Raw genomic sequence first — 23,268 nt, 5'->3', positions numbered from 1 at the left:
GATATGAGCAAATTCTTTGTAAGTTATTTTACATAATAAAAAATTGTGGGGTGGTAAATATGTTGAGAGAAGAATTTAAAAGAGCCTTGTTTGATAAAAAATTATTATTCGTAGTATTAGTTTCGCTTTTATTATTATTTTTGTCTGCGTATCAATCCATATTAAAACCGGCTGCATTTGCCAATATAAATTCACCAGATATATCAGATAAAAAGTTGTATTATGAAAATGTAATAAGACCTGGACAGAATGTGTATTTAATTTGGAGTCAGAGTTATTATCTTATTAAGACTTTTTTTGTGTTTATGATAATTCTACCTTTTACTTAATTCATATATATACGAGAGGAATAAAAAATTTAATTATTTCAGTATATCCAGAATAGGTTTAAAAAAATACCATCAGATCAAATTTATTGTGAATAGTATCATGGGTGGAATCGCATTGGTTTTGCCTGAATTAATTTATTATATAATTTTGTTATTGGTTGCAAGAAATGAGATTTTACCAGTATCAATATTGCGTTCAAGAGGTGCACCAGATGGACTATATAGTAGTATATTTTTTAAAGATCCAAATAAATACATATTTATTGTATTTATAATGCATTTTATTTTAGGATTTTCTTTTGCGGGGTTTTCTGCTGGTATTACAAGTTTTTTTAACAAGAAATACATTATTTACACATTGCCATATATATTTTTTATAATTTATGAAATAGCCATATTTAATATTAATCAAAATTATTCAATGACAAATGCCTACAATTTTTTTTATAATGAAAGCTATGACATATTGCATTTTATCATTCTTAATTTAGGACTATTGGCAATAGGAATAATAACATACTATATAAACTATAAAGTGGTGCTAAAGAATGGATAGACGTATTATAAAAGGTTATGTAAACTTTACATTAAAAAGGGTTGTTAAACAAAAAAGTATGTATATTATTTTTTTATACATGCTGATATTTCCGTATTTGGCTATAAAGACAAATGTATTTAGTAGAGAAGATAATTTTTGGAATGGAGTGTTTTACTTATTAGGAAGCCATTATATATATGGAATTTTCTTCTTGACAACATTTTTATTATTAATTTACAATGTGTGTAATGATGGCAATATAACACCATTTGTTCATACAAGATTAGATAATAAAATAAATTGGCTTATATCAAAATATATATTGATATTTATTACAAGCATTATCTATTTGATTTTAATTATTTTCAGCGTTTATATTGGCGTATATCTAAATCTTGGCTATAGCCCAAATTGGAGCAGCAGCACAATTAATGGCGATGATTTGTACACCTTGTTTGCAAAAAATTTAACGCCTTTTAGCAGCATTATTATTTATTATATAAGGTTTCACCTGTCTTTAATTGTGCTGGGCATGTTGGAGATGGCTTTAGCTATAGGATTTACTTCAGTTAATTATGGTTTAAGTTTAGCTATAAGCATAATTATAGCGCTTGTAAGTACTGTAGTATTGAATCTAAGAAACATACCCGTTATTAATTTACTGGATATTGGGAATATATACATTTTTTCGTTTAATTCAAATTATAATCTAATAGAGTTTATTGTGGCTAACAACTTTCACCTATTAATTATGATTGTGGCCATACATATTTTGTTAAAATATAATTTAAAGGAGATTGTTTTGAAATAGAAATGAATAAGTTGGGATTGTTAGTTTTCAATTATAACCTAAGATATATATATAAAAAGCTATTTATCTTTGCTTTCTTATCCTTAGCATTATCAATATTTAATGTTGTTTATAATTCCTATTTTCAAAATATAACGATACTTGATTCGGTTGTATTATCTTTTGGTGGCTATAATATAGAAAATATAAACATAATACAGACGATGTTGGTATTTTTTCCTTATATTATGATAGCCATGGTAATAGAAATGTATATGGATAATATGATGGGGAAAAATGCTATATTTACTTTGCCAAGGATAATGAACAATAAATTATTTTATACATCGAATATTATTTCGATGTTAGTAGTCATAGTGATGTTTTTTTTCATATATGATGTGGTTTTATACGGAATATCAAGTTTAATATTTAGTGGCACATGGATAAGCAATGTATTTTATGATTATACAAGATACAACAAAAATTTGTACTCTATATATAGGATATTGTTTAATATGTATTTTGCGCAAATTATAGGTACATTTACTATTTCTATGGTGCAATTATATATTACAAGAATTACAAGAAAACTTTATATAGGATTTGTTGTTGTCTTCGTTATTTACATTTTAAATTTTTCGCTGCCAAAATTGAATTTTTACTTAGGCGAGCATATTTTAATAACAAAATTGAATGTTCTTTCTAACAATTACAATCATTTGCCATTATATTTATTTTTCGCCGTTAATATTATATTTAGTATTTTGCTTATCCTTTTGACAATCAAAAATAAAGAAACAATTATCGATATTGATTAAGGAGTTGATAAAATGGATGAAATAGTTATAAAAGTTTCAAATCTGAGCAAAAGATTCAAAGATAAAGTTATATTCGAGAATGTAAATTTTGAATTGACAAGGGGGAAAATTTACGGATTCACAGGCTACAATGGATGTGGTAAATCGGTCCTTTTTAAGATTCTGTCTGGTCTAATGTTATCTACTGATGGAGATGTCTTTATACACAATAAAAAATTAGGAAAGGATATAGATTTTCCGCCTGATTTAGGAGTTATTATAGAAAGTCCGGGATTTTTAGATGATTATTCCGGATATTATAATTTGAAATATTTAGCATCAATAAGGAATATTATAGGTGAAAAAGAGATAAAAGATGTATTAAAATTAGTTGGCTTAGAAAATGATAGCAATAAGAAAGTAAAGAAATATTCACTTGGAATGAGACAGAGGCTGGCAATAGCGCAAGCAATAATGGAAAATCCAAAAATTTTAATATTGGATGAACCATTTAATGGTCTGGATAAAAATGGCGTTATCAATATAAGAAATTTGCTTTTTAACCTCAAGAAAAATGGTACAACAATATTAATTGCAAGTCATATAAGTGAAGACATTAGATTACTATGTGATGAAGTATTTGAGTTTGATAATAGTACATTAGTCAAAGTTTTATAAATTCTGAGTTTGAACACATTATTTTCATTATTCATATTGGGGATATAGTCTTTAAAAAAGAAGTTATTGAGAAAGTTTTTTCGGAGGTGGTGAGAATGTTTAGGATTGAAGAATCTGAAACGTACAAAATGATAATAGAAAAAGGCATTGAGAAAGGTATTGAGAAAGGCATTGAAAAAGGAGCAAAAGAAGAAAAATTTTCAATAGCAAAGAAGTTGTTAAAAGAAGGTATGGACATCGACAGAATAGCAGAAATTACAGAGTTGCCAAAAGAGGAGATAAAAAAATTGATGAATTAAGATAATAAGCAGGCTTAATGCCTGTCTTTTTTTTGTAAAGTTTATTGATGACCGAAAAACGGTGGCGATTTCGACAATATATTACATAGATTGACAAAGTATGACAGAAAAATTGACCTAATTTAGCACCTTCCCAGATGACGATAATTGGTTTATAATAACATTAACAGAAATTGGCGCCATTTCCTGCAGATAAAATCGTAGTTAATATGCTTTTTGGTACCGAGAAGCATATTGACTACAAAAAAGGAGATGTAAAGTATGTTAAAAAAACTAGTTTCATTGCTTCTAATTGTTGTGCTTTTTACAATTTCAAGTTTTAGTTTTGCTTTTGCTAACACATCAACTTCTAATGATGATAAAAAAGACAATAAAATAATAAATGACAAAGATGATTTAAAAACCATAACTGATGAAGAGTTAACTAAAATTATCAATGATTACAAATTAACGAAAGTTAACTCAGTACCATCTGGAATTACACCAAGGGAATTCAATAATTTAGATGAGCTAAAAAATTGTTTAAAAGAATTTCCTAAAGCTCCTGTAAAAATAAAAAAACAATATAGTTATAAAGATTTTTTAACAAGTGAAAGCAGCAACAAAATAATACTTGATGCAACAGAATCAAGACATCATATTATACAAGAATATGATGCTACACCTATCACATATATTTTTTTGGAAGCAGATGTATATACACAGATTGTATCTTTAGGTGGAACACATTTAGCTGAGGAAATAACAGATTGTCATGAATGGACCGATATGAATGGGTTTACTGCAGGATATTCTTGGAACCAAACGTACGCTTATCATCGAATTAGCAGCGACAGGTATAATGTAGAAATATATGGAGGAGGAGTCTTAGATCAATATATTAAAATTAATGGTGAAGAATACAAACAATCAGTCCCGATAGATATCGAGGCATCTTATACAGGAGGAGTTATAAATTATATCAATTAAGTGGCATAATAGCTAATTTGTACTAGAATACTATATTTAATGCAATAATAATATTATTTTTTATAATAATATGTTAAGCAATTTGCTTTAAAAATTGATGTAGAGAGAATTTTTTCTATTTATTATTTTATTATTTCACTCATAGAAAGGATTGAATATTAAATGATTATAAATCCAATATTATTCCAATTATTTAGTATCTTACATATGATTCTTGTTGTCATTGATGAAATATCCATATTATTTCTTGTATATTTTGTGTATAAAATATATAGAAATATTGCTAAAAAGTAATTGAATTTATAATGTTTATGTTTAAATATGTACAAAATAAAGAAGTTTTTGACATTTTTAGATATACTAGTTCTTGCATTGATTAGCGGTGAGGTGATTTTATAAAAATCAAGCCCATAATAATCTTATGTTTAATAGCAGTAGTTGTATTGAGCTTTTTTATATATTATGATTACTACAGCTATAATAAAAGTCATTTTCAAATTTATCTATATCAAACAAACGATGCACCTAATTTGAATTATAAGACGAAAAGCAAACATTTTAAAATCAATACAACGATTGAGATCGGGAAAAATAATAATACAAAGACGAATGGTTTGGATTCTGCTGAAGACATCCAAAAAACACAAGATTCAAATGAATTCACTTCACTGAATTATACTATAAGAGTTGAGAACATTAGTAAGGAAAAATTAAATAACATTAAAATTGTTGTATTTCTTGATAAAGGGCTTGAGCCTTATATAGTATCTGGACTTGTGTATTTTGGAACACCAATTCAACAGAAAATATTAGATTCAATCAAAAAGCCTATAAAATTGATAATAAAATGGGACGGTGGGGAAGAAGACTTAATGCTACAAAATTTTGATATAAAAATAATATGACAATAATCTGTATTTTTAATATTCGTATGATATAATAAAGGTAAGATAAAGAGAGATGGAAGGAAGAAATATGAGCCAAAAATACGATATAACTATGAAAAATATTTTTTCTGATATGGCTGATGACATAATGAGTTATTTTCTTGGACTACAATATACGAAAATCGATGAGCTAAATATAGAATTTGCAAGAATAGAACGAAGGGACAGCGACATGATATTCAAATGCACAACAAACAAAGGAAATGTGGCTGTGCACATAGAATTTCAATCAGAAAATGACGAAAAAATGTCTTACAGGATGCTGAGATATTCCCTGGAGATAATGGAAAAGCATGATCTCTTGCCATATCAAGTAGTCGTTTATATAGGCAAAGACAATGTAAAAATGGTAAATAGCTTAAGCTATGACTTTGGAGAACAAAATACATTGGACTATAAATACAGAATAATAAATGTTGGCGACATAAAATATAGTGATGTTTTAAAGACAGATTATTATGACTTGTATTCCCTTCTTCCACTGATGGACCAAAATAGAAGGAAAGAAGAAGGAGAAAAATATTTGGAAAGATGTGTTGAGGCTATAAAAGATATTCCATTGGACATAAATAAAAAGAAAGACATAGCGTTTAAGGCAGAGATATTGTCTGGCATAGTTTTTAAAAAAGATGTTATTGAGAAAGTTTTTTCGGAGGTGATGAGGATGTTTAGGATTGAAGAATCTGAGACATACAAAATGATAATAGAAAAAGGCATTGAGAAAGGTATTGAAAAAGGCGAAAGAGAAAAAAGCATAAAAATAGCAAAGAAGTTGTTAAAGGAAGGTATGGACATCGACAGAATAGCAGAGATTACAGAATTATCAAAAGAGGAGATAAAAAAATTGATGAATTAAGATAATAAGCAGGCTTAATGCCTGTCTTTTTTTTGTAAAGTTTATTGATGACCGAAAAACGGTGGCGATTTCGACAATATATTACATAAAGTGACAAAGTGTGATAGAAAAATTGACCTAATTTAGCACCTTCTCAAGTAAGGATAATTGGTTTATAATAACATTAACAGAAATTGGCGCCATTTCTTGTAGATAAAATCGTAGTTAATATGCTGTTTGGTACCGAGAAGCATATTGACTACAAAAAGGAGATGTAAAGTATGTTAAAAAAACTAGTTTCACTGCTTCTAATTATTGTGCTTTTTACAATTTCAAGTTTTAGCTTTGCTTTTGCTAACGATATAGCTAAAGGCAAAATTACAAACATTAGTAGTTATATGACCTGGATAAAAGAAAATACAAATGAAGAAGAAGCATCTAAATTTGTTGAGCAAATCAAAACACTTCCACTAGACAAACAAGAAAAGTTTATTTCATATCTGAATAATGCAGATCTAATGGCTAAAGTGTTGACGGAAAAATTAGAACCCGGGGAAACGAAATATTTGGAAAATGGAGATATATCTATAACATTAAATGAAACTAATCAAAGCATTAATTTTAACCCTATGATTAAATCTAGCTCAGCAATTCAATATAGAAGAGCAACTTATACAAAAGATATTGAAATATTCGGTATTGCTATACTTGAAAATGTTGTTTGGGTAGATTATTCCCACGATGGAAATAGTATTCTTGGAATTCAAGGATGTGATGCGGTTACAACTCGTAATTTTATTCCAGTATGGAGTCTTTCGTGGAGCGGCTTGCACAGTTGGGGGATAGGTGGAACTAGAGCTTATGCGAGTGCCGATATAACATTTAGTGTCTTGTATCAAGGCTCAATTACATTAGGTGCTGGTGAAATAGGAGTATGGGGCGATATAAATAATTTATCAGGTGGCTGGATAAAAAAATTATAGACTTTAATATTTATTCTTATAATATTAGTAAAATCTAATCAATCAATATTTTATTGATGGATACGGTTTTACTAATATTTGTATTATGAGCATGTTTGCAAAATATTGATATTATAAATTGAAAGGAGATGATGTTAAGTGAGAAAATATAAGAAATTTATTTTACATGTACTTTTGGCATTGGCCATAATTTTACTTGCAATTATAGTTATATTTACCATAATAACAATATTTGATATGATAATTGTGAAAATATATATAGGTCAATGAAAAGGATAAAGATAAAATAAGTTGTATATTGTGAAATGTATATCAACCTATTCACATTGATGCTGCACCACATTATTATGATGAAAATTGGATTACACAACAAGCCGAATACAATTATCGTATGGGTGATAGGATAACTGAAGAATATGGCTGGGGGTGATTTTATAAAAAATAAGCGCATAATAATCTTATGCTTAATAGCAGTAGTTGCATTGAGCCTTTTTGTATATTATGATTACTACAGCTATAATAAAAGTCATTTTCAGATTTATCTATATCAAACAAACGATGCACCTAATTTAAATTATACGACGAAAAGCAAACATTTTAAAATCAATACAACGATTGAGATCGGAAAAAAGCTACAAATATCAAATAATAATTCTACGATCACAAAAAATTTAAAAGATATGCAAGATTCAAATAAATATACTTCATTACGTTATTCTATAAAGATAGAAAATATAAGTGATAAGGTATTAAAAAATGTTAAAATAATAGCTTTTTTAGATAGAAGCCTTGAACCTTATATATTTTCGGGATTGTTATATTTTGGAACACCAATTCAACAGAGAATAGATTTAAATGTACCAAATACAAAGGAAAAAGATAATTGTATTGATGTTAGCAGATCTACATGGTTACCCAATCTCTCTCAAATAGATGCAGATGAAAGGCAGAAAATATTAGATTCAATCAAAAAGCCTATAAAATTGATAATAAAATGGGACGGTGGGGAAGAAGACTTAATGCTACAAAATTTTGATATAAAAATTTATTGATGGCTCTTAATAGGGCTATTTTTTATACTTAAAAATTTTCTAAAAAACTGTAACAAATTCTTTAAAAATTTGTCTTATATTATATGGAACAAAAATTAGTGAAGTATATATATTCACTGACTGTAGAGTGTAAAAAATTTTAGAGATAATAATTCATGAATATTGTAAAGGGAGTGAAAAAGATGTTTTTAATGGAAACAAAACTTGATTACTTGGACATATTAATTTTATCATCATTGGTTCGTAATGGAAGCAGAAAAGTGGTAGCAAACGATGTAGGCATATCAGAGAGGACATTAAGGAGGCACATAAAAAAACTTTACACTTTGTTAAATGTTCAAAATGATATTAAGTTAGCATTAGCTGCCATAAATGCTGGGATTGTCGATTCTTATGGCAATATATTAACATAATTATAACTACAAGATAAAGTGCAAAATAATTTTTAAATTATAGAAGGAGATGTTTTGATGTCAATAAAAATTAAAAAGAAAATAATTATTTTAACAATTGTTGGCATCGTGATTGTATCATTAGTTTTATGTTTTATTTCTGCACACAAAATGAAAGTTAATTATACTAATTTATCGCCAACTACTCTGCAATTAAGACAACAAGACGAAGAAAAATATTTTCTTAACAATGTGCAAGTAAGCAATTTATCAATACAAAGGTGTCAAATGGAGGTTTCCGATAAAGTAGAACAGGGATTAAATTTTATTGTGACATACATACTACCTGGAATAAATAATGCTATAAAAAATCATAAAATTGGATTTCAAATAATATATCCCAAGAAATATGCAGATTTAATAGGGAGTAATGTGACGCCCATAGCTTATGTATATCCCAACAATAACAATAATCAGACAATGTCTTCTGCTTTTAGCATATATATGCCAGACATTTCTGATGAAGAATTAGACAAATTGATAAAAGAACGGAATGATTTCACAATATACATTTACATCGATCAATTAAAGAAAAAAGAAATTACAGTCCATAACGATATTACAAACTAAATTAATTTATATGAAAGGCAGAAGATATTAGATTCAATCAAAAAGCCTGTAAAATTGATAATAAAATGGGACGTTGGAGAAGAAGACTTATTGCTACAAAATTTTGATATAAAAATGTTAGAGCAATAATCTGTATTTTTAATATTCGTATGATATAATAAATGTAAGATGAAGAGAAACGGAAGGAAGAAATATGAGCCAGAAATACGATATAACGATGAAAAATATTTTTTCGGATATGGCTGATGACATAATGAGCTATTTTTTAGGTCTCCAATACACAAAAATCGATGAACTAAATATAGAATTTGCAAGAGTAGAACGCAGAGACAGCGATATGATATTTAAATGCACAACAGACAAAGGAAATGTGGCTGTGCACATAGAATTTCAATCGGAAAATGACGAAAAAATGCCTTATAGGATGCTAAGATATTCCCTGGAGATAATGGAAAAGCATAATCTCTTACCATATCAGATAGTTGTTTATATAGGCAAAGACAATGTAAAAATGGCAAATAACTTAAGTTACGACTTTGGAGAACAAAATACATTAGATTATAGATACAGAATAATAAATGTCGGCGACATAAAATATAGTGATGTTTTAAAAACAGACTATTATGATTTGTATTCCCTTCTTCCACTGATGGATCAAAATAGAAGGAAAGAAGAAGGAGAAAAATATTTGGAAAGATGTGTTGAGGCTATAAAAGATATTCCATTGGACATAAACAAAAAGAAAGACATAGTGTTTAAGGCAGAGATATTATCGGGCATAGTCTTTAAAAAAGAAGTTATTGAGAAAGTTTTTTCGGAGGTGATGAGGATGTTTAGGATTGAAGAATCTGAGACGTACAAAATGATAATAGAAAAGGGCATTAAACAAGGTATTAAAGAAGGCATGGAAAAAGGTATTGAAAAAGGCGAAAAAGAAAAAAGTATAAAAATAGCTAAAAAGTTGTTAAAAGAAGGTATGGACATCGACAGAATAGCAGAGATTACAGAATTATCAAAAGAGGAGATAAAAAAATTGATGAATTAAGATAATAAGCAGGCTTAATGCCTGTCTTTTTTTGTGAGGTGATATCAATGAATCTGCATACGCAATTGTATTTAGGCAATTTAGGCAATCGCATGGTTTACATATATGAAATATTTCTTATTAATGTAGCTGTATTGATGATTGTTTGCCTTGGCTTTTCGCTTTATAAATGGAGGCGATCTGGAAATAGGAATCTCATAAAATGGTGGGGGATAACAGTTGGTATTCTTTTTACTTTGGGATTGTGTATACTGATTTTTTCTAAGATATTTTCTGGGCCACAATATTTTGTCGCCTCCCAAACTGGCATCTACATTCCAAGATCAGTTAATGTGCTGGAGAATAACTATACAGGTGATAGGGATGAAGAATTGCATTATATCATTTTAAAGTTCAATAAGACCCAAATGGATGATTTCATAAAAGCTGCAGAAGAAAAAGGATGGAAGTTTGGTTCTGTCATCCCGTACTCATTAGCAAAATCACTGCCACAACCTAATTTAACGCTTGGGGAAAAATATCCATTTCCAAAAGTGGAAAAGGATGGATACTATTATTTATATACAAATACAAAGTCCAAAGGTTCAACTTCTTTTAGAACTAACTATACGACTAATAAACTATTCTTTTTGGATACTAAATCAGGGATATTGTACTTTTACTATGATAGTTTCGAACTTACATCGGATTTGCGTTTTGAAACTCATTAAAACAGTGTGCTTTTTGATACTGCACATTTCATTTGATAATTGGCCCTTTGGGCTATTTTTTATACATAAAAAATTTTTTAAAAAACTGTAACAAATGAGGAAGAAATTTGTCTATATATTCAGAGAGGAAATTAATCTCGTGAAATTTTCGTTATATAGATAATCTGTTTTATAGAAATTGGAGGCAGAGCGCGGAATGAAAAAATACAGGGAGTTTATCTTAAAGGCATTTATTTTGATTTCAATTATTTTAGCGGTATTCATCATGTTTGTGATTTTGGATATTACAGTAGTAAAAATTTATACAGGATGAGATGAAAAAATTCATGACAAATTATTGCAAAAAAAAGGCCGTTTATTTTCATTGACGCAATTTTGCATTAAAGATATAATATAGTTAAACTAAATATGGTCTTAAGGTCCGAAAGGTTAATAGGGAAAGCGGTGAGAAGCCGCTGCAGCCCCCGCTACTGTAAGCGATGATGAGGCTCAAAAAACCACTGGTGAAACTGGGAAGGTTGAGCTAAAGATGAGTCGCAAGCCAGGAGACCTGCCTTAAGATGTGAAAAACACCTTCGGAGGGGAGGTTGGTAATGTGATACATATTTGCTTTGGAAAATATGGGGCATACCTTCTCGGTATGCCTTAGTTTTTTGAGTTAATGTTTATGTGCTTTGGCTATGTTTCAAATCTTTATAAATAATTTAGGAGGAGAGATCTAAGTGAAAAAGTGGATTAAAAATATTTCGATTTTCATCATAGTAGCAGTTCTTTCATTAAGTCTTGTTTCATGTTCTCAAACTACAAAGGAAAAAGCATCTACTAATGCTAATTCTGTGAAGACGGAAGTTAAGGCTACATTCCCATTGAAGATTACTGATTTTATGGGTAGGCAAGTGACGATAAAAAAGGAACCTAAGAGAATCGTTTCCTTATCTCCTTCAACTACAGAGTTGATTTACGCAATTGGTGCTGGCAAAGATGTGGTTGGTGTTACCAATTACGACGATTATCCGCCGGAGGTAAAAAGCGTTGCGAAGGTTGGAGGATACGAAGGACCTAATATTGAAGCTATATTGGCTCAGAAGCCAGATATTGTATTTGCATCGAATCTTTCTGGAAAGGATCAGATGGAGACAATCGAGAAATCAGGTATACCGGTGGTGGTAATTGAAGCGCAAAACATAAACCAGATATATGATTCAATAAAGATATTAGGCGAGATCACAGGAAATACAGAAAAAGGAAATGAAATCATAAAAACCATGAAAGATAAAATCAAAGAAATCAATGATAAAGTAAAGGATTTGCCGAAAGTAAATGTGTTTTACGTAGTTGATACAAATGGAAACTGGACGGCTGGCAAGGGTACATTCATCGATGAGCTTATAACATTGGCTGGTGGAAACAATGTAGCCAGCGATGCAAACGGATGGGCACAGTACAGCATGGAAAAACTGGTACAGAAAAATCCTGATGTGATAATCACATCACCACATGCTGCAAACGCCAATGAAATAAAAAATATGGCAGGTTATAAGGATACAAAAGCGGCGAAAGATGGCAAAATATTTATAATATCCAACGATGACATTGTCACTAAGCCATCTAATAGAATTGTCTTAGGATTAGAAGAAATTGCAAAAGGTTTGCATCCGGAGGCATTTAAATAAATTGAAAGTGAGAAAAAGCTTTTATTTGATAACTTCTGCAATGGTTTTGATTGCATCCTTGATGTTTTCTGCATCAGTGGGTGCAGTCAAAATGCCATTAAAAAGCATTATTGATGTCATTTTTGGCGTTGGCAATGCTACAGACAAGATGATATTGTTAAATCTCAGATTCCCAAGAATAATTGAAGCTGCTTTTACAGGGATGGGACTTTCTGTGGCAGGTACATTCTTTCAAGGTCTTCTAAAAAATCCTATGGCAGATCCTTATGTTTTAGGCATATCATCAGGAGCTGCATTTGGAGCATCTATTGCTATCGTTTTAGGGTTTGGACTTCTTGGTCTTCAATTTTTTGCGTTTGCGTTTGCTCTCATGACTATTTACGTGGTGTACATCATATCCAAAAAAGGACCTTACATTAAAATGCAGACGATGCTTCTTGCAGGCATTGCCATCAGTGCTTTTATGTCATCTATTATTTCTCTCATGATGCTTTTAAACCATGATGAGATGTCCCAGATAGTCTTTTGGACTATGGGTGGATTTAGCCTTATTAGTTGGAGTCAGACTTTTTACACCGTGCCAATCATATTTATTGGATGTATAACGTTATACGTGTTTTCAAGAGATCTCAATGTCATTATGACAGGTGAAGAGATAGCGGAGCATTTGGGAATAGATACTGAAAGAGTAAAGAAAATCATTTTGATTGTAGGGTCTTTAATAACGGCTTCTTCTGTTTCAGCCGGTGGTATAATTGGCTTTGTAGGGCTTATAGTGCCACACATATCAAGGCTTATTGTAGGCTCTGACAACAGATTTTTAGTTCCTTTTAGTGGTATTGTAGGTGCAGCGTTTTTGGTGTTAGCTGACACAATGGCGAGGACTGTGATGGCTCCTGTAGAAATACCAGTTGGCATAATAACTGCTGCCTGCGGTGGTCCGTTTTTCTTATACCTTCTTGTCAAAAATAAAAATAAAGAGGTTAAGTGAAATGACAATAGTAAATGTTGAAGATCTCCATTATAGTTATGGCAATATTCAGGCTTTAAAAGGTATAAATTTTAAGATAGATGGATATAAAATGGTTGGTATATTGGGAAGCAATGGTTCTGGCAAGACAACTCTTTTGAAAAACATTTCAGGCTATTTGAAGCCCAGCAGAGGCAATGTATTTATAATGGACAAAAGTGTCTATAAAATGCGTTCGAAAGATAGGGCGAGGATTATCGGCTATGTTCCGCAGGATATGTATTTTGACTTTGAATTTACATCTTACGACGTTGTGATGATGGGAAGGACTCCTTATTTAAGGAGATTTCAAAGAGAAACCGAAAAAGACGTAATAAGCGTAAAAGAAGCGATGATTATTACAAACACATGGGATCTTAAGGATAGATATGTAAATGAATTAAGCGGTGGGCAAAGGCAGAGGGTTTACATCGCAAGGGCATTGGCTCAAGAGCCTAAGATTTTGTTATTGGATGAGCCGATTTCACATTTGGATGTAAAATATCAGATAGAAGTGCTTTCAATACTTAAGCAGTTGACTGCAAAGGGAATACTCGTGTTTGCTGTCCTTCATGACATCAATTTATCGTCTCAATTTTGCGATCTTATTTTGCTAATGAAAGATGGAGAGATTATATCAATTGGGACGCCAAATGAAGTTATAACTGAAGAAAACATGAAGATGGCTTTTTCTGTTGATGCAGATGTAATCAGAAATCCCATTACAGATACACCGCTTATTGTTATTTCAAAAAGACAAGGGGATGGTTTAACAAGTGAGTAAAGCATTTATGATAGCCGGTACTCATTCTGGCGCGGGGAAGACTACCATTACTATTGGCATAATAGGATATCTTTCTAGAAAGTACAAAGTCATTCCGTTTAAAATAGGTCCTGATTACATAGATACGGCATATCACAGATTTGCATCTGGCAATTTTTCGTACAATTTGGATGTCTACATGCTTGGAGATGAGTACGTAAAAAAGTCCTTTTTAAACCATGCTTTATCTGGGGATGTGGCAGTCATAGAAGGCGTCATGGGGATGTACGATGGAATCAATAATACAAGCTATGGCAGCAGTGCACATGTGGCAAAACTTTTAAATTTATCTGTCTTACTTGTCGTAGATGCATCTGGTATGGCTGCAAGTGTTTCTGCCTTAGTTAAAGGTTATATAGAATACGATAAAGATGTAAAGATTAAAGGAGTAATATTCAACAGGGTTGGCAGTGAAAAACACTACAAGCTTTTAAAAGAATGTGTCGAAAGAGATTTGGGTATAAAGGCATTTGGATACCTTCCACAGGATGATATGATAAGTCTACCTGAGAGACATCTTGGCCTTATGCCTATATATGAGACAAAGGGAGATCACAATTTCAGCATTTTGTACGATAAAATAGGTAAGTTTATAGATTTAGATGGCATTCTGGATGTATGCGATGTGGATTTGAAAAAAGACGGCTTAATCGAAGGGAAATCGACAGTAAAAATAAAAGAAGATGTCAAGATTGCATTTGCATACGATGAGGCGTTTAATTTTTACTATCAGGATAGCCTAGATTCATTGATTGATGCAGGAGTAGAGTTAATCCCATTTAGTCCTCTACGTGACGAAGCTATTCCTAAAGATGTGGTTGGAATTTACTTAGGTGGAGGATTTCCAGAAGTTTTTGCTGAAAGATTAAGCAAAAATCATTCCATGTTATCTTCAATTAAAGGAAGCATTGAAAAGGGAATGCCAGTCTATGCGGAATGCGGTGGTTTCATGTACCTTGCGAAAAAAATTGTTGATCTAAATGGAGATGGATACAATATGGTGGGAATATTCGATTTAGATGCCATCATGACGAAAAGGTTAGTCAATTTTGGCTATGCTGAGGCGGAAGTCGTAAAGGACAATGTGTTATTTAAAAAAGGAGATGTCATCTTTGGTCATGTTTTTCACAACTCCAAGATGTCGGGGATACACGATGATTTTGCATATGAAGTGCATAAACCACATTCTGAAGAAAAGTGGCTGTGCGGATATGTGTACAAAAATTGTTTAGGTACTTATGTTCACATCAACTTATTGAAATACCCGAATGCTGTAGACAGATTTATAAACCATTGCAAAGATTATGGTTGGGAGATGGGAAAGTATGGCACTTAAGATAATGCTTCAAGGTACGGCATCATCTGTTGGGAAGAGTTTGTTGGTGGCCGCTCTTTGCAGGATATTTAAGCAGGACGGATATTCGGTTGCGCCATTTAAGTCTCAAAATATGGCTCTTAATTCTTTTATTACAGATGAAGGACTGGAGATGGGGAGAGCACAAGCTGTACAAGCGGAAGCTGCAGGTATAAAACCGTCGGTTCTTATGAATCCTATACTTTTAAAGCCGAGTTCAGATAAAAATTGTCAAGTTATACTAAGAGGCAGAGTCTACGACAGTATGGATGCATCTTGCTATCAGAAATTCAAGCCGAAACTTTTAAGCTTAATAAAAGAGGATTTTGATAAGCTTAGCCAGTCGTACGACATAGTAGTGATTGAAGGTGCTGGAAGTCCTGCGGAGATAAACCTTAGAGAAAAAGACGTTGTGAATATGGGCTTGGCGGAGTTGGTGGATTCACCAGTATTGATAGTAGGCGACATAGATAAAGGCGGTGTCTTTGCATCGATAGCAGGCACACTATTGCTTTTAAATGATGATGAAAGAGAAAGGGTAAAAGGAGTCATAATAAACAAATTTAGAGGCGACTTAGAGATATTAAAGCCGGGCTTAAAGATGCTGGAGGACATAATTAAAAAGGATGTCATCGGTGTAGTTCCTTACACGGATGTATATGTTGATGAGGAGGACAGTGCAACGGATGCTTATTACGGGAGAAAAAGCGGTGGGGCTATTGACATTGCGATTTTAAATCTCCCCCATATATCTAACTTTACTGATTTTGAGCCATTAAAAAAGATTCAAGATGTAAATGTAAGGTACGTAAGTAGAGGCGAAAAAATCGGTGATTGCGACGTATTGATAATACCAGGTACGAAAAATACGATAGGAGATCTTAAAGCACTTAAAGATGCCGGACTTCATCATGAGATTTTGAATTTGAGAAAAATGGGAAAGCTTATAATCGGCATATGTGGAGGATATCAGATGTTTGGGAAAAGGATATTGGATCCACAACACATAGAAGGGCCTGTTAGTGAGATGGAAGGTTTAGGGCTATTAGATGTAGAGACAGTTATTTCACATGAAAAGATTACAACACAAGTTAAAGCTCAAATTTCCGATGATTTGCCTGATTTTTTATCACCAATTAGAGGGCTGCTTGTAGATGGATACGAAATACACATGGGCATAAGTTCTACAGGAGAAAAAAGTTTTTCCAATATCATTACAAGAAACGATGAAAAAATATCTGTCAGTGACGGATGTGTAAGCAGTGACGGGAAAGTGTTTGGTACGTATATGCATGGAATATTTGAAAACACGGAGTTCACAATGCGACTTGTAAATATTTTAAGAGGATCAAAGGGGTTAAAAGATATAGATTACATTGAAGACTACAGGAAATTTAAAGAAAGAGAGTACGACAGGTTGGCAGATGTAGTAAGAAAGAGCTTAGACATAAATAAAATTTACCAGATAATGAAAGGTAGTCTTTGATATGGAAGTGATAGCTGCATATTTTTTAGATTTAATGATAGGCGATCCGCCAGGATATCCTCATCCAGTAAGACTCATGGGAAGACTAATCAGCTTTTTAGAGTGCAAATTTAGAAAGATTGCTAAAACTGAAAGGCAAGAAAGAATCGCAGGTTATTTCTTGTGTGCCATTGTTGTCTTTACAAGCTATATAAGCGGGTACTTTATCATTTACATTGTAAAAGAAATAAATGTCTATTTGGGCAAGATTTTAGATATGCTTCTTATCTACACTTGCCTTGCAACTAATGATTTGGCAAAATCGGCTATGAGAGTATACGATCCTCTTAAAGAAGACAATCTTCTTGAAGCTCGGAAGATGTTGTCTTTCATTGTAAGCCGCGATACGGAAAATTTGGCTTTAGGCGATATCATAAGAGGTACAGTAGAAACTGTAGCAGAAAACATATCTGATGGGATAATAGCGCCTTTGTTTTACGCTTTTATAGGCGGTGCTCCACTGGTATTGGCATACAAGGCTTCCAGTACACTTGACTCAATGGTCGGATATAAAAATGAAAGATATTTTGACATAGGGTATGCTTCTGCAAAGCTTGACGATATTTTGAACTTTTTGCCGGCCAGGATAACAGGGCTTTTGATTGCAGCGTCATCATTTTTGCTGAGATATGACTATAAAAATAGCTTCCGCATTTTAAAAAGGGATAGATTAAAGCATGAAAGCCCCAACAGTGCACATGGGGAAGCTGCAATTGCAGGTGCATTAAATGTAGAATTGGGAGGGCTTAACTACTATTTTGGAAAGCCTGAATTAAAACCAAAACTGGGAGATGGCAAAGAAACACTTAAATTAGACCACATCAAAGATACTGTAAGGATAATGTATATGACATCTTTTCTGGGACTTATTTTATTCTTTGCTTTTAAAACAATATTAACAGGAGGTATATATAGATGAATACAAAGACAACAACGATTAAAAATGTAAAAACTTTGACGCTTGTGGCTATGCTTATTGCCATGAGTGCTGTAGGTGCCATGATAAAAATCTACAATACAGTTGCGTTTGATTCGCTGCCGGGATATTTTGCATCCCTTTATTTTGGAGGATACATAGGAGCAATTGTCATTTCTTTAGGCCACATTTTTACTGCACTTACATCCGGCTTTCCGCTTGGAATACCAAATCACATCATCATTGCTGTGTCGATGGCTGTATGTGCATATTTTTATTCATTGGCGTATAAGAAGTTTAACAGCTATGTGGCAGTCGCTGTTGGTACCATATTAAATGGGCCCGTTGCAACACTTATCTTTGTACCGCAGTACGGTTGGGGATTTTTCATTCAGATGGTGTTGCCGCTTACTATTGCATCTTTTGCAAATGTCCTTTTAGCGTCTATCATTTATAAGACAGTTTTAAAAATGATAAAAAGGTGATAGATGTATATGATAGAGAGATACAGGGATGTTTTGATCATACATGAAGGTGATGTTGCATACGCTATATCATGCGACAGCACAGGTGCCATCGGAGAAAAGGAAAATGATGTTTTAAAGGTAGATGCTGAGATGGTAGGTAGAGCAGCTATAAAAGTGGCATTATCAGAGATTCTATGTGTTGGTGCTTGGCCAATCGCAATATCAGATGCCTTGTCAAATGAAATGAATCCCACTGGCATTAAGATCATAGATGGAATAAAAAAAGAGCTTATTGAAAATGAGATATATGACGTTGTCTTAACCGGTAGCACAGAGGAAAATTTCCCATCAACCATGACAGGTGTTGGCGTGACAGCAATTGGAAGAGCAGCGAAAGAGGAACTGAAAGTGCGAAAAGCAAAGGCAGGCATGGAAGTAGGTTTAATAGGTTACCCACGTGTTGGACAAGAAGTATTGTATTGTCATGATGTTCTTTCTCTTAAAGATTATGTGAAAATATTTAGGTGCAATGAAATAGCAGAGGCCATTCCTGTAGGGTCAAAGGGAATAAGGCATGAGCTTGATGTTCTTAAGTTGTCATCTGGTTTAGAATTTTTGAAAGAATATAAATCTGATTTAGATGATGAGAAGTCAGGAGGCCCTTCTACGTGCTGCATTGTCGTTTACAAAGAGGAAGACAGACAGATAGTGGAGAACCTTGTAGATAAGCCATTTATTCGGTTAGGAAGACTATCTTGAGGTGAATTGAATGGATAAATATGAACATGGTGGAAATATATATATTTACGACAAGGATGTGATAGATTTTAGTTCAAACATAAATCCTCTTGGATTTCCGGAATGTATAAAAGATTCCATTGATATTGTGGCTTTGACAAAGTACCCTGACATAAACTACACACAATTGAAAAATTCTATTTCAAAATATACAGGACTAAAAAGTGAGAATATAATAGTCGGCAATGGCGCTTCTGAACTTATCTACCTTTTTGTGAGGGCCCTTTCTCTGAAAAGGCCCCTTATTCCATCTCCTGCTTTTTTAGAATACGAAAGAGCAGTCACATTGTCAGGTGGAAATCCTTTTTACTATCGGATTCCTGAAGAAAATGGATATGTGATCGATGCAGATGAAATATCAAATCGCTTTAAAGAAGTAGACTCTGTCATCATAGGAAATCCAAATAATCCTACAGGAAAGGCAATAAATCGAAAAGATGTGGAATATATCGTGAAGGAAGCGAAAAAGCTGGATTTGCCGGTGATGATAGATGAGGCATTTATAGAATTTATATGCGATTATGAAAAATACCAGTCTTTAGATCTCATAAATTACTATGATAATCTTTTTGTAGTAAGAGCTGCAACAAAATTTTTTGGGCTACCAGGATTGCGCCTTGGATACGGTTTTGGAAGTGAAGATTTGATAAAGAGATTGGAAGCTTATAAAGAGCCTTGGACGGTAAATGCTTTTGCTGATGCAGTGGGAAGAAGGATTTTTGATGATATAAAATTTATGGAAAATACGAGAAAATACATAAAAGAGGAAATAGATTATTTAACGAATGAGCTTAAAAAGATAGATGAATTGGTTGTGTTTCATACACAGGTCAATTTTATGCTTTTAAAACTGAAGAATCTGAGCGTTAATGATTTAAAAGAAGAATTGTTAAAAAGAGGGATCCTGATAAGAGATGCATCAAATTTCAGGTATTTGGATGATAGGTATTTTAGAGTGGCTGTAAAAAGCCATCGTGATAATGTAAAACTGGTAGAAGCTGCAAAAGAAGTTCTTAAATGATTTTGAGAAAGAAGGTGTTTCTATTGGCTTTGATTATGGTGACAGGCGGCGCAAGGTCTGGCAAAAGCCAGTTTGCAGAAAGTCTTGCTGTGAAATATGCTGGTTACAGTGTACTTTACATAGCTACGTCTATACCGTTTGACGATGAGATGAAAGAAAGGGTTAAAAGGCACAGAGAAAGAAGGCCAAAGGAATGGGAAACAGTAGAAGCTTACAATGGCATCTTTGACATAATAAGAGGGACAGACAAGAAAGCTGTGCTTTTAGACTGTCTGACAGTGATGGTGTCCAATCTGCTTTTAGAGATAGATATGACGTGGGAAGAGAAAGATTTAGAAGATGTAGCAAGAGCCGAAGAAAAAATAAGCAGGGAAGTTGATGGCTTTATAAAAGCCTCCAAAGAGAAGGATAAAGATGTAATAGTCGTGACAAATGAAGTTGGAATGGGACTTGTCCCAGAATATAAATTGGGAAGGATATTTAGGGACATATCAGGGCGAATGAACAAAAAAATTGCTGAGAATGCCGATTTTGTCTATTTTATGGTTTCAGGCATACCATTAGAAATAAAAAATAATAGCTTACGGTGATGTGGTGAATAAGATGGATGAGATAAAGGCTTTTATATTATCGCTTCAATTTATGACAAGGATACCTATTAATATTCAAATTGATGCAGATAAAAATGACTTTCACAGGATGGCCAAATATTTCCCTTTTGTAGGTGGGGTTGTTGGCACTGTTGTAAGCCTCATGTTTTATGCTTCTAAAAATATATTTCCCCGGGAAATAGCCATCACAATAGCTTTAGCATCATCGTACATTCTGACAGGTGCTATGCACATCGATGGGTTTGCAGACACATTCGATGGACTTTTTAGCAACAGAAGTCGGGACAGAATGCTTGAGATAATGAGGGACTCAAGGCTTGGGACGAATGGAGTCCTTGCTTTGGTTTTTTTAATAATTTTAAAGATATTGTTTTTAACTGACATCAAAGGCAATCTCATATATTCCACATTGATATTAATGCCTCTCATTGGACGCTTTTCCATAGTTTTAGCAGCGTACGCATCGAGATCAGCGAGAGGCGGAGAAGGATTGGGAGGACTTATCATAGGCAAAATATCTATCGCGGAATTAATATTAAGCTTATTATTTACATCGTTTGTTGGCATGATTTTTGTCCATTTTACAGTGTTGCTGAAGCTTTTAGCTATCTCATCAATTGTCACATATCTTATCACTAAGTACATATCTATGAGAATAGGTGGTATGACAGGAGATACATTAGGCGCAGTCAATGAATTTGCAGAGCTTGTAATTGCTGTTTCTATGTATTTTTTAAGCATTACAAAAGTGTAGAAGCTTAAAAAGTTTAAATCTGATATGAATAATTTTAAGGTTAAATTTATCATCTTGATTATCATAACATATTGATGTATTATAAGTATGAAGGAGATGATCGTATGCGTACAACGATAAATGTATCTGAGGATATTCTCAAAGAAGCTGAAATGCTGTATGAGACCAACAACAGGTCGAAAGCGGTTGAAGAGGCGTTGAAGGATGCCATAAGGATGAAAAAATTGCAGCGTTTGATGGAACTTAAGGGAAAGATAAATTTCGCAATAGATTCTTCAGACATTGAAAAATTAAGGAGCATGGAAATCGATGAAAGATAAAATACTTGTTGATACATCTGTATGGATAGAATATTTTAGGGACAAACGAGAGATTGTTGAGATTATCGATGATATGCTTTTGCAGGACAGAATCTATATAACAGGCCTTATAATTGCTGAACTTCTTCAAGGAGTGAAGACAGAAAAAGAGAGAGGGATGCTTGAAAGGTATATTGATTCGATACCGACGGTATCATGTGATGATAAGGATTGGATTGGAGTTGGAAAACTTTCTTTTAAATTGAGGAGAGATGGCAAAACCATACCAATGTCAGATGTGCTTATTGCTTATTTAGCGATAAAAAATGATATGATGATATTTTCATTTGATAAACATTTTAAAATGATAGACGATGTTAAATTGTTTGACCTGACAACAATTTGACTGTATAATGGAGTAAAGACAGTTCGCAAAATCCTGTCTATAAACAAAACTACGGAGGAGATAAAATTGAACAGAAGAACTAAGAAAATCGTCTACGGCGCATTGATCGCTGCAGTATACGCAGTTGTGACAGTGGCACTTGCGCCAATAAGCTATGGACAGATTCAAGTGAGAGTAGCAGAAGCACTTACAATTATGCCTTTCTTTTCGTCGTATTCCATTTTTGGACTTTTTGTTGGATGCATAATTGCAAATATGATAGGCGGAAATGGAATATTCGATGTGGTTTTTGGTTCTTTAGCGACGCTAATCAGTGCTGTGATAACGTACTATATTGGCAAATCCAATCTTAGATATAAGCGATATTTGGCGCCATTACCGCCTGTTATAATAAATGCAGTCATTATAGGCATAGAATTGAATGTTGTATTTAATTTGCCCCTTGTAGCTTCGATGCTATGGGTTGGATTAGGTGAGATGATTGCGTGCTATGTATTGGGATTGCCTCTTCTTTTGTATATAGATAAAAATGAGAAAATAAAAGAAATGATTAGATAAGTTGGTATTTGTTTAATTTGAATTACAGCTTATATCCTGATAAAATAGTATCAGGAT

Annotated in this window: 28 protein-coding genes, 1 pseudogene and 1 riboswitch; all 29 genes and pseudogenes read left to right on the top strand. The window is 32.7% G+C overall.

From position 1 onward, the window contains the following. Positions 1–59 precede the first annotated feature (59 nt). The 29 genes and pseudogenes from J2Z80_RS14965 (at position 60) to J2Z80_RS03715 (ending at position 23,211) form a co-directional block, all read left to right on the top strand. Positions 60–329, top strand: coding sequence for a hypothetical protein (locus tag J2Z80_RS14965; protein WP_245301126.1), 270 nt, complete (start codon positions 60–62; stop codon positions 327–329). 88 nt (positions 330–417) lie between these two features. Further along, entirely contained in the window at positions 418–885 is a 468-nt protein-coding gene (locus J2Z80_RS14960) for a hypothetical protein (RefSeq protein ID WP_245301125.1), read from the top strand. Then, complete coding sequence (locus J2Z80_RS03845) at positions 878–1,678, top strand: hypothetical protein (RefSeq protein ID WP_209453212.1); 801 nt, start codon at positions 878–880, stop codon at positions 1,676–1,678. The genes J2Z80_RS14960 and J2Z80_RS03845 overlap by 8 nt, the downstream gene beginning before the upstream one ends. Positions 1,679–1,881: 203 nt before the next feature. Then, on the top strand, positions 1,882–2,478 hold the full coding sequence (locus J2Z80_RS03840; RefSeq protein WP_245301124.1) for a hypothetical protein: 597 nt from the start codon (positions 1,882–1,884) through the stop codon (positions 2,476–2,478). 12 nt (positions 2,479–2,490) lie between these two features. After that, a complete protein-coding gene (locus J2Z80_RS03835; RefSeq protein ID WP_209453210.1) occupies positions 2,491–3,135 on the top strand; it encodes an ABC transporter ATP-binding protein in 645 nt (214 codons plus the stop codon). Between the two features lie 35 nt (positions 3,136–3,170). Continuing rightward, positions 3,171–3,434: pseudogene (locus tag J2Z80_RS03830) on the top strand (Rpn/YhgA-type helix-turn-helix domain-containing protein); the annotation flags it as partial. Positions 3,435–3,695: 261 nt separating this feature from the next. Further along, positions 3,696–4,403, top strand: coding sequence for a hypothetical protein (locus tag J2Z80_RS03825; RefSeq protein ID WP_209453236.1), 708 nt, complete (start codon positions 3,696–3,698; stop codon positions 4,401–4,403). Between the two features lie 443 nt (positions 4,404–4,846). Continuing rightward, positions 4,847–5,308 carry a hypothetical protein gene (locus J2Z80_RS03820; protein ID WP_245301123.1) on the top strand — a complete coding sequence of 154 codons (462 nt, stop codon included), beginning with the start codon at positions 4,847–4,849 and terminating at the stop codon, positions 5,306–5,308. Positions 5,309–5,378: 70 nt separating this feature from the next. After that, positions 5,379–6,206, top strand: a complete 828-nt coding sequence (locus J2Z80_RS03815) for an Rpn family recombination-promoting nuclease/putative transposase (protein ID WP_209453209.1) — start codon at positions 5,379–5,381, stop codon at positions 6,204–6,206. A gap of 260 nt (positions 6,207–6,466) precedes the next feature. Then, entirely contained in the window at positions 6,467–7,168 is a 702-nt protein-coding gene (locus J2Z80_RS03810) for a hypothetical protein (protein ID WP_209453208.1), read from the top strand. Between the two features lie 416 nt (positions 7,169–7,584). Continuing rightward, positions 7,585–8,220: a hypothetical protein gene (locus J2Z80_RS03805; RefSeq protein ID WP_209453207.1), complete on the top strand. Its 636-nt coding sequence runs from the start codon at positions 7,585–7,587 to the stop codon at positions 8,218–8,220. Between the two features lie 182 nt (positions 8,221–8,402). Then, complete coding sequence (locus tag J2Z80_RS03800) at positions 8,403–8,633, top strand: response regulator transcription factor (RefSeq protein ID WP_192404443.1); 231 nt, start codon at positions 8,403–8,405, stop codon at positions 8,631–8,633. Positions 8,634–8,690: 57 nt separating this feature from the next. Next, positions 8,691–9,242, top strand: a complete 552-nt coding sequence (locus J2Z80_RS03795; RefSeq protein ID WP_209453235.1) for a hypothetical protein — start codon at positions 8,691–8,693, stop codon at positions 9,240–9,242. Positions 9,243–9,435: 193 nt separating this feature from the next. Beyond that, on the top strand, positions 9,436–10,287 hold the full coding sequence (locus J2Z80_RS03790; RefSeq protein ID WP_209453206.1) for an Rpn family recombination-promoting nuclease/putative transposase: 852 nt from the start codon (positions 9,436–9,438) through the stop codon (positions 10,285–10,287). 47 nt (positions 10,288–10,334) lie between these two features. After that, on the top strand, positions 10,335–10,997 hold the full coding sequence (locus J2Z80_RS03785) for a hypothetical protein (RefSeq protein WP_209453205.1): 663 nt from the start codon (positions 10,335–10,337) through the stop codon (positions 10,995–10,997). 400 nt (positions 10,998–11,397) lie between these two features. Next, positions 11,398–11,569: riboswitch (cobalamin riboswitch) on the top strand. A gap of 150 nt (positions 11,570–11,719) precedes the next feature. After that, positions 11,720–12,670 (top strand): ABC transporter substrate-binding protein, encoded by a 951-nt coding sequence (locus tag J2Z80_RS03780; protein WP_209453204.1) that lies wholly within the window; start codon positions 11,720–11,722, stop codon positions 12,668–12,670. A 1-nt stretch (position 12,671) separates the two neighbouring features. Beyond that, entirely contained in the window at positions 12,672–13,661 is a 990-nt protein-coding gene (locus J2Z80_RS03775; protein ID WP_209453203.1) for a FecCD family ABC transporter permease, read from the top strand. Position 13,662: 1 nt separating this feature from the next. Further along, entirely contained in the window at positions 13,663–14,463 is an 801-nt protein-coding gene (locus J2Z80_RS03770; RefSeq protein WP_209453202.1) for an ABC transporter ATP-binding protein, read from the top strand. Continuing rightward, positions 14,456–15,838, top strand: coding sequence for a cobyrinic acid a,c-diamide synthase CobB (locus J2Z80_RS03765; RefSeq protein ID WP_209453201.1), 1,383 nt, complete (start codon positions 14,456–14,458; stop codon positions 15,836–15,838). Before J2Z80_RS03770 ends, J2Z80_RS03765 begins: the two co-directional genes overlap by 8 nt. Further along, on the top strand, positions 15,828–17,342 hold the full coding sequence (locus tag J2Z80_RS03760) for a cobyric acid synthase (protein ID WP_209453200.1): 1,515 nt from the start codon (positions 15,828–15,830) through the stop codon (positions 17,340–17,342). The genes J2Z80_RS03765 and J2Z80_RS03760 overlap by 11 nt, the downstream gene beginning before the upstream one ends. 1 nt (position 17,343) lies before the next feature. Next, the gene (gene cbiB / locus J2Z80_RS03755) at positions 17,344–18,300 is read left to right on the top strand and encodes an adenosylcobinamide-phosphate synthase CbiB (RefSeq protein ID WP_209453199.1); all 957 of its coding nucleotides are present in this window, start codon (positions 17,344–17,346) and stop codon (positions 18,298–18,300) included. Continuing rightward, complete coding sequence (locus tag J2Z80_RS03750) at positions 18,297–18,782, top strand: ECF transporter S component (RefSeq protein ID WP_209453198.1); 486 nt, start codon at positions 18,297–18,299, stop codon at positions 18,780–18,782. Before cbiB ends, J2Z80_RS03750 begins: the two co-directional genes overlap by 4 nt. 9 nt (positions 18,783–18,791) lie before the next feature. Further along, entirely contained in the window at positions 18,792–19,523 is a 732-nt protein-coding gene (locus J2Z80_RS03745) for an AIR synthase related protein (RefSeq protein WP_209453197.1), read from the top strand. Between the two features lie 10 nt (positions 19,524–19,533). Further along, positions 19,534–20,583, top strand: coding sequence for a threonine-phosphate decarboxylase CobD (gene cobD, locus J2Z80_RS03740; protein ID WP_209453196.1), 1,050 nt, complete (start codon positions 19,534–19,536; stop codon positions 20,581–20,583). A 23-nt stretch (positions 20,584–20,606) separates the two neighbouring features. Beyond that, on the top strand, positions 20,607–21,173 hold the full coding sequence (gene cobU, locus J2Z80_RS03735) for a bifunctional adenosylcobinamide kinase/adenosylcobinamide-phosphate guanylyltransferase (RefSeq protein WP_209453233.1): 567 nt from the start codon (positions 20,607–20,609) through the stop codon (positions 21,171–21,173). Positions 21,174–21,186: 13 nt separating this feature from the next. Beyond that, positions 21,187–21,948, top strand: a complete 762-nt coding sequence (cobS, locus tag J2Z80_RS03730) for an adenosylcobinamide-GDP ribazoletransferase (RefSeq protein ID WP_209453195.1) — start codon at positions 21,187–21,189, stop codon at positions 21,946–21,948. A gap of 104 nt (positions 21,949–22,052) precedes the next feature. Next, a complete protein-coding gene (locus J2Z80_RS03725; protein WP_209453194.1) occupies positions 22,053–22,268 on the top strand; it encodes a type II toxin-antitoxin system VapB family antitoxin in 216 nt (71 codons plus the stop codon). Next, positions 22,258–22,653, top strand: a complete 396-nt coding sequence (gene vapC, locus J2Z80_RS03720) for a type II toxin-antitoxin system VapC family toxin (protein ID WP_209453193.1) — start codon at positions 22,258–22,260, stop codon at positions 22,651–22,653. The genes J2Z80_RS03725 and vapC overlap by 11 nt, the downstream gene beginning before the upstream one ends. A 66-nt stretch (positions 22,654–22,719) precedes the next feature. After that, a complete protein-coding gene (locus J2Z80_RS03715; protein ID WP_209453192.1) occupies positions 22,720–23,211 on the top strand; it encodes a QueT transporter family protein in 492 nt (163 codons plus the stop codon). Positions 23,212–23,268: the final 57 nt, after the last annotated feature.

The sequence above is a fragment of the Thermoanaerobacterium butyriciformans genome (assembly GCF_017874545.1).
In the GTDB taxonomy this organism is placed as follows: Bacteria; Bacillota; Thermoanaerobacteria; order Thermoanaerobacterales; family Thermoanaerobacteraceae; genus Thermoanaerobacterium; species Thermoanaerobacterium butyriciformans.
This window is presented reverse-complemented; position numbering and strand designations above follow the sequence as displayed.